Origin of the sequence: Acidovorax sp., from assembly GCF_046314175.1 — a bacterium.
In the GTDB taxonomy this organism is placed as follows: Bacteria; Pseudomonadota; Gammaproteobacteria; order Burkholderiales; family Burkholderiaceae_C; genus Acidovorax.
This window is the reverse complement of sequence record NZ_JBKBXG010000121.1, coordinates 1-12,474: the sequence shown is the minus strand read 5'-3', so window position 1 is coordinate 12,474 and position 12,474 is coordinate 1. Positions and strand designations below refer to the sequence as shown.

11 protein-coding genes are annotated in these 12,474 nt (G+C 60.5%); 10 read left to right on the top strand and 1 reads right to left on the bottom strand.

Annotated elements, in window-relative coordinates:
• Positions 1 to 460, top strand: a 460-nt coding sequence (locus ACK4OE_RS23270) for a carboxylesterase family protein (protein WP_409888557.1), incomplete at its 5' end; no start/stop codon positions are given.
• A gap of 36 nt (positions 461 to 496) precedes the next feature.
• Here the strand turns inward: ACK4OE_RS23270 and ACK4OE_RS23265 are convergent.
• On the bottom strand, positions 497 to 1,183 hold the full coding sequence (locus ACK4OE_RS23265; protein ID WP_409888555.1) for a Crp/Fnr family transcriptional regulator: 687 nt from the start codon (positions 1,181 to 1,183) through the stop codon (positions 497 to 499).
• A 215-nt stretch (positions 1,184 to 1,398) separates the two neighbouring features.
• On the opposite strand from ACK4OE_RS23265, the gene ACK4OE_RS23260 reads away from it, so the two are divergent.
• The 9 genes from ACK4OE_RS23260 to ACK4OE_RS23220 form a co-directional block, all read left to right on the top strand.
• A complete protein-coding gene (locus ACK4OE_RS23260; RefSeq protein ID WP_409888553.1) occupies positions 1,399 to 3,042 on the top strand; it encodes a 3-(methylthio)propionyl-CoA ligase in 1,644 nt (547 codons plus the stop codon).
• 139 nt (positions 3,043 to 3,181) lie between these two features.
• Positions 3,182 to 4,414, top strand: coding sequence for a branched-chain amino acid ABC transporter substrate-binding protein (locus tag ACK4OE_RS23255; protein WP_409888551.1), 1,233 nt, complete (start codon positions 3,182 to 3,184; stop codon positions 4,412 to 4,414).
• 69 nt (positions 4,415 to 4,483) lie between these two features.
• Positions 4,484 to 5,437 carry a branched-chain amino acid ABC transporter permease gene (locus tag ACK4OE_RS23250; protein WP_409888549.1) on the top strand — a complete coding sequence of 318 codons (954 nt, stop codon included), beginning with the start codon at positions 4,484 to 4,486 and terminating at the stop codon, positions 5,435 to 5,437.
• Positions 5,438 to 5,441: 4 nt separating this feature from the next.
• The gene (locus ACK4OE_RS23245) at positions 5,442 to 6,770 is read left to right on the top strand and encodes a branched-chain amino acid ABC transporter permease (RefSeq protein WP_409888547.1); all 1,329 of its coding nucleotides are present in this window, start codon (positions 5,442 to 5,444) and stop codon (positions 6,768 to 6,770) included.
• A gap of 2 nt (positions 6,771 to 6,772) precedes the next feature.
• Positions 6,773 to 7,570, top strand: a complete 798-nt coding sequence (locus tag ACK4OE_RS23240) for an ABC transporter ATP-binding protein (protein ID WP_409888545.1) — start codon at positions 6,773 to 6,775, stop codon at positions 7,568 to 7,570.
• Between the two features lie 3 nt (positions 7,571 to 7,573).
• Positions 7,574 to 8,269 carry an ABC transporter ATP-binding protein gene (locus ACK4OE_RS23235; protein ID WP_409888543.1) on the top strand — a complete coding sequence of 232 codons (696 nt, stop codon included), beginning with the start codon at positions 7,574 to 7,576 and terminating at the stop codon, positions 8,267 to 8,269.
• Between the two features lie 191 nt (positions 8,270 to 8,460).
• Positions 8,461 to 10,560 (top strand): 3-hydroxyacyl-CoA dehydrogenase NAD-binding domain-containing protein, encoded by a 2,100-nt coding sequence (locus ACK4OE_RS23230; protein WP_409888542.1) that lies wholly within the window; start codon positions 8,461 to 8,463, stop codon positions 10,558 to 10,560.
• Positions 10,561 to 10,600: 40 nt separating this feature from the next.
• Positions 10,601 to 11,776, top strand: a complete 1,176-nt coding sequence (locus tag ACK4OE_RS23225; protein ID WP_409888540.1) for an acetyl-CoA C-acyltransferase — start codon at positions 10,601 to 10,603, stop codon at positions 11,774 to 11,776.
• A gap of 140 nt (positions 11,777 to 11,916) precedes the next feature.
• On the top strand, positions 11,917 to 12,474 hold a 558-nt coding region (locus ACK4OE_RS23220), incomplete at its 3' end, for an acyl-CoA dehydrogenase family protein (protein ID WP_409888538.1).

Genomic DNA, 12,474 nt, shown 5'->3' with positions numbered 1-12,474 from the left:
ACTCACGGTGGCAGACATCCTGGACGCTTCCTACCTGCCGGTCACTGCGCCGGTGACGGGATACAACGCCCGCATGAAGCTGCTGGGCAGCGCTTTTATCGACCCGAGCCGCGACAACCTGCTGGGCACCTTGCGCACCCAGCAAGCCAATGTGTGGAGCTACCAGTTCAACTGGGCCCAGCAACCTGCACCGTGGGCCGATGTGTATGGCGCAGCGCATGGTTTTGACCTGCCCTTCGTGTTTGGAAATTTCGGCCCGTCGCTGCTGGCCAAGGCGGCCAACAGCACAGCCAACCAGCCCGGACGGCTGGCATTGTCCAAAGCCATGATGGACAGCATGCGCGCCTTTGTGCACACGGGCGACCCCAACAACGCCACGGTGAATCTGAACTGGCAGCCCTGGCCCAGCAGGCTGCTGTTTGATGCCGACCAGAAGGCAGTGCGCCTGAGCGTGCAGTAAGCAACTCACCAGCGCCGCCGTGCACCACCCCGAGTTCTACGATGCCGCAGTGGCGGCGAGGTACGCGCTGAGCGCCTCGTCGTCCACGATCGCGACCCGACCAAAGTCCAGCGACACGATGCCCAAGCCCTCCAGCGTTCGCAAGACTTTGTTCACCGTCTGCCGTGACAAACCCACCAATTGGCCCAGCTCCTCCTGCGTCAGGTTCAACCGGCGGGTGCTGCGCCAGAACAGGCGGCTCAGGTACAGCGCGACCCGGTGCTCGGTGGACTGTGTGCGCCCGGCTTCGATGATGGTCATGGCCTGGCCCAGCCGCATGTTCAGGTGCAGCACCAGGAACTGGTTGAAAGCCATGCTGTTCTCGCGCAGTTCGGCAAACAGCGGCAAGGGCAAACACAGCAAAGAGGTGGGGCGCAGCGCGACCACGTTGTACCGGCGTGGCTCTGGTTTGAGGGCGGACCCCTCTCCGAACCAGTCGCCGTCTGGCACGCCGATGAAGGCGGAGGAGCGCCGATGGCTGTTTGGGCTTTGCAGCATCACCAGGCCTGACAGAACGGCGTGCCAGCCTTCCACGGCGCTGCCTGCGGGCAGCATCACATCGCCCTTGTCGCCATGCGCTGCAAACACCTCACTGCGTAGCCGCTCCTGCATTGCAGCAGGGACGGCGGCGAACCACGGTTGGGCTGCGATGAATCGCGATGCGGAAGGGGCAGAGCTGAGCATGGCGGCGATTGTCGCTGTGTCCGTGGGCGATGTGCAGGGTATTCCCTTGGCTTTTGTCAATGGGACGACATGTGTTGGCAGCCATGATGGCAGGGCGCACACTGGCGCTGTACCGAGTGGGATGGCGAAGGGTTTGCACGACCCCGGAGACAGTTCAACCCGACGCCCCGCGCTACGATGATCAATCCATTCACTACAACATCCAAGGAGCACACATGCTGGGCCTGATGCAGAGCCAACCGTTGCTGATCTCGTCGCTGATCGAGTTCGCCGAGCGCCACCATGGCGACGCCGAAATCGTCTCCCGCCGTGTCGAGGGCGACATTCATCGCTATACCTATCGAGACCTCGGCGCCCGTGCTCGCCGCCTGGCCAATGCGCTGGATGAGCTGAAGCTGGAGTTCAGCGACCGCGTTGCCACGCTGGCCTGGAACGGTTACCGCCATATGGAGATGTACTTCGGCGTGTCCGGATCGGGCCGCGTGCTGCACACCGTTAACCCGCGCCTGCATCCCGACCAGATAGCGTGGATCATGAATCACGCCGAAGACCGGGTGCTGTGTTTTGATGTGACCTTTTTGCCGCTGGTGCAAGCCGTGCATGCCAAGTGCCCCACGGTGAAGAAGTGGGTGGCTCTGTGCGATGCGGACAAGCTGCCTGCGGATTCCGGCATCCCTGGCCTGACGAGTTACGAAGCCTGGATCGGTGCGCAGTCGCCTGACTATGCGTGGCCCGAGTTCGACGAAAACTCCGCGTCAAGCATGTGCTACACCAGCGGCACCACCGGCAATCCCAAGGCTGCGCTGTATAGCCACCGCTCGACCACATTGCATGCCTACGCGGCTGCGCTACCCGACGTGATGTGCCTGTCGGCCCGGGACTCGGTACTGCCCGTGGTGCCCATGTTCCACGTCAATGCCTGGGGTATTCCGTACTCGGCTGCTCTCACGGGCTGCAAGCTGGTGTTCCCGGGCCCGGCTATGGACGGCAAGTCCATCTATGAACTCATCGAGTCCGAGAAGGTGACCTACGCTGCAGGCGTGCCTACGGTGTGGCAAATGATGCTCGGTCACATGAAGCCTACGGGCCTCAAGTTCTCTACCCTTCGCCGCACGGTGATTGGTGGGTCGGCCTGCCCGCCAGCGATGATCCACGCTTTCAAGGAAGACTATGGCGTGGAGGTGCTGCACGCCTGGGGCATGACCGAGATGAGCCCGCTGGGCACGCTGTGCACGCTGAAGAACAAGCACCTGTCTATGCCCAAGGATGAACAGATGAAGATCCTGCAGAAGCAGGGGCGTGCCATCTACGGGGTAGACATGAAGATCGTGGGCGGTGACGGCAACGAGCTGCCGTGGGATGGCAAAACCTACGGCGATCTGCTCGTCAAAGGCCCCTGGATCGTGGACAGCTACTTCAAGGGCGAGGGCGGCAACCCGCTCGTCAAGGATGCGCAAGGCCGCGGCTGGTTCCCTACGGGCGATGTGGCCACCATCGATGCTGATGGCTTCATGCAGATCACCGACCGCAGCAAGGACGTGATCAAGTCCGGCGGCGAATGGATCAGCTCCATCGACATCGAGAACATTGCCATGGCGCATCCATCGATTGCAATGGCTGCCTGCGTGGGGATGCCCCATCCCAAGTGGGATGAGCGCCCCATTGTTGCGGTGGTCAAGCGCCCCGGCGCCGAGGTCACGCGTGAAGAGCTGCTGGCCTTTTATGAAGGCAAAACCGCCAAGTGGCAGATCCCCGACGACGTGGTGTTCGTCGATGCGATTCCGTTGGGAGCTACCGGCAAGATGCTCAAGACCAAGCTGCGCGATCAGCTCAAGGATTACAAGCTTCCGGGTCTGTAAACCGGGGCAATGCACCGCAGCGGTGCTCGGGGGAGCACTGCTGCAGTCACGTGTGCGACGCTGGTAGGGGCAATCCCTGAGCATCGCTTTGTTGCAACGCGGTACGCTGCGTTGTGTTGATTTACAAGGAGACAAGACCATGAAATTCGCTATTAAGGCTATAGCAGCCTCGGTAATGTTGGTAGGCGCTAGCGGCGCGTTCGCCCAAAAGGGCGAGACCGTGAAGATCGCCTGGCTTGACCCCCTTTCGGGTCTCATGGCCGCAGTGGGAACGAACCAGCTCAAGAGCTTCCAGTTCATTGCCGAAGAGTTCAACAAAAAGAATTCTGCGGGCGTCAAATTTGAAATCATCGGCATCGACAACAAGCTCAGCCCCCAAGAGACCACCAGCGCCCTGCGCTCGGCCATGGACCAAGGCGCGCGTTATGTCGTGCAGGGCAACGGCTCGGGCCCTGCGCTCGCCATCATGGATGCGCTTGAAAAGCACAACTCCCGCAACCCAGGCAAGGAAGTGCTGTTCCTGAACTACGCTGCGGTGGACCCAGACCTGACCAACAGCAAGTGCAGCTACTGGCACTTCCGTCTGGATGCGGACACCTCCATGAAGATGGAAGCTCTGACGACCTACATGAAGGACCTGCCAGAGGTCAAGAAGGTCTACCTGATCAACCAGAACTACTCGCACGGCCACCAGGTCTCCAAGTTCGCCAAGGAGATGATGCAGCGCAAGCGCCCTGACGTGCAGTTTGTCGGCGACGACCTGCACCCCCTGGCCCAGGTGCGTGACTTCTCGCCCTACATCGCCAAGATCAAGCAGTCGGGTGCCGATAGCGTGATCACCGGCAACTGGGGTTCCGACCTGGCACTGCTCATCAAGGCCGCCAACGATGCAGGCTTGAACAACGTCAACTTCTACACCTACTACGGCTCCGTCACGGGCAGCCCCACTGCCATGGGTGCAGCCGCTGCAGGCCGCGTGTACATGGTGGCATACGCCCACATGAACCTGCCTGGCCCGCTGAACCAGATCGTGGTGGACTACAAGAAGAAGTTCAACGACGACATGTACACCGGTGCCGTTTACCACGCCTTCACCATGCTGTCCGAGGGCTTTGTCAAAGCCAAGTCGACCGACCCCGTCAAGGTGGCTGCGGCGTTTGAAGGCATGAAGTTCAAGAGCTTCAATGGCGAAGTCGAGATGCGCAAGACCGACCACCAGTTGCAGCAGGGCCTGTTCATTTCAAAGTGGGAAAAGGCCAGCAGCAAGTACCCCATCGACTCCGAGAGCACCGGTCACACCTTCGTTCCTGTGAAGTACTACGAGCCCTATGTAGCCAGCACGCCCACGTCGTGCCAGATGAAGCGTCCATAACATCAGTTTTGGAACTTCGAGGCCCGACCTACTCGGGCCTTTTTTTTACCCCTGAAATGAAAAATTCCAATGAATCCTGAGTTTTTCGTGATCTCTTTGCTGAACGGCGTGAGCTACGGGCTCCTGCTGTTCATGCTGAGTTCCGGCCTCACGCTGATCTTCAGCATGATGGGCGTGCTCAACTTTGCACACACCAGCTTCTACATGCTGGGTGCCTATTTCGCGTTCACCATCTCCGGGGTGGTGGGCTTTTGGCCGGCGCTGGTGCTGGCACCCCTTGCCGTGTTTGCGCTGGGGGCCGCGTTCGAGCGCTACTGCTTGCGCCGGGTTCACAAGTTCGGCCATGTGCCTGAGCTGTTGGTGACCTTTGGCTTGTCCTACTTGATTCTGGAGCTGGTGCAGCTGGTGTGGGGCCGTTCCACGGTGCCTTATGGCCTGCCAGAGCAACTGCAGGGGCCCCTGTTCAACCTGTATGGCACGCAGTTTCCCAAGTCGCGCTCGTTCGTGATGCTGGTGGCTCTGGTCATGTTGGTGTCGGTATGGCTGCTTTTGACACGCACCCGCATCGGGCTCGTGATCCAGGCTGCGCTGAAGTACCCCGAGATGGTTGAAGCGCTGGGCCACAACGTGCCACGCGTATTCATGCTGGTGTTTGGCGGCGGCGCTGCGCTGGCTGGCCTGGCCGGTGTGATCGGTGGTAACACTTACATCACCGAACCTGCCATGGCAGCGTCGGTCGGCTCCATCATCTTTGTGGTGGTCGTGGTCGGCGGCATGGGGTCGCTGGCGGGTGCCTTTCTGGCATCGCTGCTGATCGGGCTGGTGCAGACCTTTGCGGTGGCGCTGGACTACTCGCTGATCCACGTCTTCAAGGCCGTGGGTGTGGCGGTTACCGACCAGACCTTTGGTTACCCCTTGCTCAAACTCACGATCTCTCAGGTGGCGCCGATCCTGCCGTACCTGTTCCTCGTGCTGATCCTGATCTTCCGCCCCAAGGGCCTTCTGGGCACGCGGGAGGACTGATGCCATGAATTCCACTACAACAACCCCTGTGGCCTCCAGCGCCACGTCGCACTACCGGTTCAAGCCCTTCAACGTGGGGCGGTTCGTCATCTGGACGCTGTTTGCGGTCATGCTGATTGTTGCGCCCATGCTGTTTCGCAGCAGCCTTGCGCTCACGATGCTCTCGCAGATCGGCTATCTGATCATCATCTGTCTGTCCTACAACATCCTGCTGGGGCAGGGCGGCATGCTCAGTTTTGGACATGCGGTGTATACCGGCCTGGGCTCGTTCATTGCGATCCATGCGATGAACATGGCGACCAAAGGCACGGTCAATATTCCGCTGGTGCTCATTCCACTGGTTGGCGGCTTGGCGGGGGCATTCTTTGCCATCCTGCTCGGTTTTGTCACCACCAAGAAGTCAGGCACGACCTTTGCCATGATCACGCTGGGCATTGGCGAGCTGGTCGCGTCCATGGCGCTGATGTTCCCCGAGTTTTTTGGCGGAGAGGGCGGCATCACCACCGATCGCGTGTATGGCTCGGCGTTTTTTGGCTTTACCTTCGGCCCTGCCATCCAGGTGTACTACCTGATCGCAGCGTACTGCTTTGTCTGCACGGCAGCCATGTTCGCGTTCACCGGCACACCGCTGGGGCGCATCCTGAACGCTGTGCGCGACAACCCGGAGCGCGTGGAGTTCATTGGCTACAACACGCAGCGTGTGCGCTACTTCGCGTTCATCATTGCGGGCTTTTTTGCAGGTATTGGCGGCGGTCTGGCCACCATCAACTTTGAAATCATCACCGGCGCTGACAGCCTGAGCGTGATCCGCTCGGGCGGCTACCTGCTATTCACCTTCCTGGGTGGGGCCACGTTCTTCTTTGGCCCCATCATCGGAGCGGTGCTGCTGGTGCTGGCCTCGGTGCTACTGTCTGAGTTGTCGATGGCCTGGTTGTTGTATCTGGGGCTGGTGTTCCTGTTCATGGTGATGTATGCGCCCGGCGGCATTGCCAGCCTGATCATGATGAACCTGCGCTTGGCCAAATACGGCAAGTTGCGTGGGTTGTGGAGTTCGTACCTGGCGCTGGGCGGCACGGCGCTGGTGGGCGTGATGGGCGCAGCCTGCATGATCGAGATGACCTACCACCTTCAGCTCAATGCGGCCTTGGGGTCAGAGCTTAAGTTTCTGGGGGCCACGCTCAACGCCAAGGGCTTTACCAGCTGGTTCGGGGCCATCTTTGTGATGGTGACCGGATTTGCTCTGTTTGAGCTTTGCCGTCGCCAGTTCCTGCGCCAGTGGAGCACGATCCAGGAAGAGATTGAACATGAAATCAAGCGTGGGGAGGCGCTGTAAAAATGGCGGCTGACAACGCAACCAACAACAATACCTACGCCCTGGAGCTGCGCGACCTGCGCAAGAGTTTCGGCAAGACCGAAATCATCCGCGGTGCGAATCTGGTGGTCGCACCCGGCGAGCGGGTGGCCATCATCGGCCCCAACGGAGCGGGTAAGTCCACGCTGTTCAATCTGATCAGCGGGCGCTTTGCCCCCACCAGTGGTGATGTGATTCTCAATGGGCAGCGCATCAACGGCCTGGCCCCTTACGAAATCAACCGCAAGGGCTTGTCGCGCAGTTTTCAGATCACGAACATCTTTCCCAAGCTGAGCGTTTTCGAGAACCTGCGCTGCGGTGTGCTGTGGAGCATGGGCTACAAGTACACGTTCCTGCGTTTCCTGTCGAACCTGCACGACGCCAACGCGCGCGCTACAGAGCTCATGGAGATGATCAAGCTCGACAAGAAGCGTGACACGCTTGCCATGAACCTGACCTATGCCGAGCAGCGCGCACTCGAAATTGGAATCACCATCGCTGGCGGTGCCAACGTTATTTTGCTGGACGAACCCACCGCCGGCATGAGCAAGAGCGAGACCACACGTTTCATCGGCCTGATCAAAGAGGTCACTGAGGGCCGTACCCTGCTTACCGTGGAGCACGACATGGGCGTGGTGTTCGGCCTGGCCGACAAGATTGCCGTGGTGGTGTATGGCGAGGTCATTGCCTTTGATACGCCGGACAAGGTACGTGCCAATGCGCGCGTGCAGGAGGCCTACTTGGGCTCTGCCGTGGCAGACGAGCAGGGCGGGGGACACTGATTTATGCTGAAAATTGAAAACCTCCACGCCTACTACGGCAAAAGCCATGTATTGCATGGCGTCACGTTCGATATCCAGCCGGGCGAAATTGTGGCCCTGCTGGGCCGCAACGGCTCAGGCCGCTCCACCACCGCCAAAGCCATCATGGGACTGGTGGACTGGGAGGGCACGGTGCAGTGGAAGGGCGAAGAACTCCACGGCAAGAAGGCCTACGAAATTGCCCACTTGGGGCTGGGCTACGTACCGGAAAGCCGCGATATTTTTCCGAATCTCACCGTGCATCAAAATCTTCTGCTGGGCCAAAAGGGCAACGGCAAGGGCAGTCGCTGGTCGTTTGACGACATGTATGAACTGTTCCCGCGCCTCAAGGAGCGCCAGCACACTGAAGCGGGGGTGATGTCAGGTGGCGAGCAGCAGATGCTTACCCTGTGCCGCACGTTGATGGGTGACCCGGACCTCATCATCATTGATGAGCCCACCGAGGGCCTGGCGCCCAAGATTGTTGAGTTGGTGGGCCAGTATCTGCAAACCATCAAGGCGCGCGGCATATCGGTGCTGCTGATCGAGCAAAAGCTCACCATTGCGATGAAGATCTCGGACCGCGCGCTGGTGATGGGGCACGGCGCCATCGTGTTCCAGGGAACGCCGGACAGCCTGCGCGCCGACAACTACATTCGCAAAGAGTGGCTTGAAGTCTGACGACTTCTGTCAAATCAAGAACAAGAGAGGCGCCCGATAGCTGAAGGCGCCTCTTTTTTTGCCCCCCGAGATGCCGCCCCGCAAACAGCCTTGTCCCCCCGGGGACAAATTGACACTGTCAAAGCCGATTGAAGTCTCTACAATAAAAACGCACGACCGTTCTTTTTCACTTTCCAAGGAACAACAGCACCATGACCGCTGAATACAAAGTCCACGGCTCCGTTGCCGTGATCACCATGGCCAACCCTCCCGTCAACGGACTTGGATTGGCAACCCGCCAAGGCATTGTGGACGGCCTCAGCCGTGCCAATGCCGATGCAGCGGTCACGTCCATCGTCATCACCGGTGCCGGTGGTGCGTTTTCCGGCGGCGCCGATATCAAGGAGTTCGGCACGGACAAGTCCTTGCAAGAGCCCAACCTGCTGTCGGTGATTGCCGCCATCGAAAACTCGGCCAAGCCCGTGGTGGCCGCCATGCACAGCGTCGCCATGGGTGGCGGGCTGGAGCTGGCCCTGGGCTGCCATTACCGCATTGCGGCGCCTGGCTGCTCGATTGCACTGCCTGAAGTCAAGCTGGGCCTGATCCCCGGCGCGGGCGGCACGCAGCGCCTGCCACGCGTGATTGGTGTGGAAGCGGCGCTCAACCTCATCGTGAGCGGCGAGCCCGTCAAGAGCGAAATGATCGCGGGCGTGCCCGGCCAGAAGCTGTTCGACAAGTTGGCGGCGTCTGCGGAATCTCTGGCGGCCGAGGCCCTGGCCTTTGCACAGAGCGTGGCGGATGCCCGCCCACTGCCTCTGGTGCGCAACTTCCCCTGCAAGCACCCCGAAGGCGATGCGTACTTCCAGTTTGCACGCAACATGGTCAAGGGCATGGCCAAGAACTACCCTGCACCGGCCAAGTGTGTGGACGCGGTTGAAGCCGCCACCAAGAAGAAGTTTGCCGAAGGCATGCTGGTCGAGCGCGAGATCTTCATCAACCTGATGTGGACGCCTGAGTCGCGCGCATTGCGCCATCTGTTCATGGCAGAGCGTGCAGCGAGCAAGATCCCTGACGTACCGTCTGACACCCCCAAGCGTGACATCCAGCTGGTCGGCGTGATTGGTGCAGGCACCATGGGCGGCGGCATTTCGATGAACTTCCTGAACGCTGGCATTCCCGTCAAGATCCTGGAAATGAAGCAGGAAGCACTGGACCGTGGCGTGGCCACGATCAAGAAGAACTACGAAGCCCAGGTCAAGAAGGGCAAGCTCAAGCAGGATAAGTACGAGCAGCGCATGGCCCTGCTGAGCACCACGCTGAGCTACGACGACTTCAAGGACTGCGACCTCATCATCGAAGCCGTGTTCGAAGAAATGGGCGTCAAGGAAGCCGTGTTCAAGCAGCTGGATGCCGTGGCCAAGCCTGGCGCCATCCTGGCCTCCAACACCTCCACGCTGGACGTGGACAAGATCGCCGCCTTCACCAAGCGCCCGCAAGACGTTGTGGGCATGCACTTCTTCAGCCCCGCCAACGTGATGAAGCTCTTGGAAGTGGTGCGCGGCAAAGAAACCGCCAAGGACGTGCTGGCCACCGTGATGGCGATTGGCAAGAAGATCAAGAAGACCTCGGTGGTCTCGGGTGTGTGTGATGGCTTTATCGGCAACCGCATGATCGAGCAGTACAGCCGCCAAGCGGGTTTTTTGCTGGACGAAGGCTGCACGCCCCAGCAGGTAGACAAGGCTGTCGAGAAATTCGGCTTTGCCATGGGCCCGTTCCGTATGGGCGACCTGGCCGGCAACGACATCGGCTGGGCCATCCGCAAGCGCCGCGCCACCGAGCGTGCCGACATGAAATACAGCCGCACGGCCGACAAGCTGTGTGAACTGGGCCGCTTTGGCCAGAAGACCGGTGCAGGCTGGTACGACTACCAGGCCGGCAAGCGCGATGCGATCCCGAGCGATCTGGTCAACAAGATGATCGAGGACCACCGCAAGGAGCTGGGCATCACCCCGCGCAAGATTTCGGACGAAGAGATCGTGCAGCGCCTGGTGTTCTCCCTGGTCAACGAAGGCGCACACATCCTCGAAGACGGCATTGCCAGCAAGTCCGGCGACATCGACATGGTGTACCTGACCGGCTACGGCTTCCCCATCCACCGTGGCGGCCCCATGCACTACGCCAGCGAAGTGGGTCTGTTCAACGTGGTGCAGGCCATGGACCGTTTTGCCAAGAACCCACTGGATGACGCCGCGTTCTGGAAGCCCGCTCCGCTGCTGGCCAAGCTGGCCGCTGAAGGCAAGGCCTTCCAGTAAATAGCCGCGTGCACCCATCTACAGAATCAAAGGAATTCACATGACCTCCGCAGTGATTGTTTCCACCGCCCGCACCCCGCTCGCCAAGAGCTGGAAGGGTTCCTTCAACATGACACACGGCGCCACCTTGGGCGGCCATGCTGTGCAGCACGCGGTGCTGCGCGCTGGCATTGATGGCGCTGATGTCGATGACGTCATCATGGGCTGCGCCACGCCTGAAGGCGCCACAGGCAGCAACATCGCGCGCCAGATCGCGCTCAAGGCTGGTTTGCCCATCACGGCCTCCGGTGTCACCGTCAACCGCTTCTGCTCGTCGGGCCTGCAGACCATTGCCATGGCCGCCCAGCGCATCATCGCTGGCGAAGCCGATGTGTATGTGGCGGGTGGTGTCGAAAGCATCTCCTGCGTGCAGCAAGAGATGAACCTGCACATGATCCAGGACCTGGCCCTGGCCAAGCAAAAGCCCGAGATCTACTGGAGCATGCTGCAGACCGCCGAGCAAGTGGCCAAGCGCTACAACATCGGTCGCGAAGCCATGGACGAATACGGCGCCGCCAGCCAGCAAAAGGCCTGCGCTGCGCAAGCGGCTGGCCTGTTCGACGCAGAAATCGCGCCCATCACCGTGACAGCCGGTGTGGCCGACAAGACGCTGGGTTTGATCACCAAGCAGGTCACCGTCAGCAAGGACGAAGGCACCCGCGAAGGCACCACGGTAGAAGCCATCAGCGGCCTGCGCTCTGCGCTGCCGGGCGGTTTGATCTCTGCGGGCAACGCCAGCCAATTCTCCGACGGCGCCGGCGCCTGCGTGGTAGTCAGCGAAGAGTACGCCAGCAAGAAGGGCCTCAAACCCCTGGGCCGTTTCCTCGGCTTTGCCGTGGCAGGTTGCGAGCCCGATGAAATGGGCATTGGCCCCGTGTTCGCTGTGCCCAAGGTGCTGAAAAAGCTGGGCCTCACCGTGCAGGACATCGACCTGTGGGAGCTGAACGAAGCCTTTGCCGTGCAGGTGCTGTACTGCCGTGACAAGCTGGGCATTCCCGCAGACCGCCTGAATGTGAACGGCGGCGCGATTGCCGTGGGTCACCCGTACGGTGTGTCGGGCCAGCGCCTGACGGGCCATGCCCTCATTGAAGGCAAGCGCCGCGGCGCCAAGAAGGTTTGCGTGACGATGTGCATTGGTGGTGGCATGGGCGCTGCCGGTGTGTTTGAAGTGCTGTAAGCCATGAACCTCAGATCGTGAATACGCTCTGAGAGCCTCGGCCGCGCAACCCGCTGTCGGGGCTTTTTTGTTTACTCCTGTTTCAATAGCTGCTGGCGCTTGCTGGATAAGCGCTAGAGGCACTTTTAGCTTGAAATTCTATGAGCCTACGCCCCACCGTTGATTTCCTGCTGTATGAATGGCTGCATGCCGAAAAGCTGCAGGAGCGTGAGCGCTTCGCCGACCACTCGCGCGAAACCTTTGATGCGGTCATCGACACCTGTGAACGCATCGCGCGCGAAAGATACGCGCCTTTCAACCGCACGGTCGATACGCAAGAGCCACACTTTGACGGCGAGAAGGTCACGCTGCCCCAGTGCACGCACGATGCGAACAAGGCGTATGCGGAATCGGGCATGCTCAGCGCCGCGCAAGACTACGACATCGGCGGCATGCAGCTGCCCTACACGGTGGAAGCTGCGGCCAACAGTTTCTTTGCGGTGGCGTCGATCAGCATGGGCTCAGGCTTGCTCACGGTGGGCAATGCCAACCTGCTGATGGTGCACGGCACCGAGGCGCAGCAGAAGGTATTTGCGCTCAACGAATTCTCCGGCCGCTTCTCGGGCACGATGTGTCTGAGCGAGCCCCAGGCAGGCTCGTCGCTCAGCGATGTGGCCACGCGTGCGGTGCCCGATGGCGACGGTTTTGAAAGCGACCCC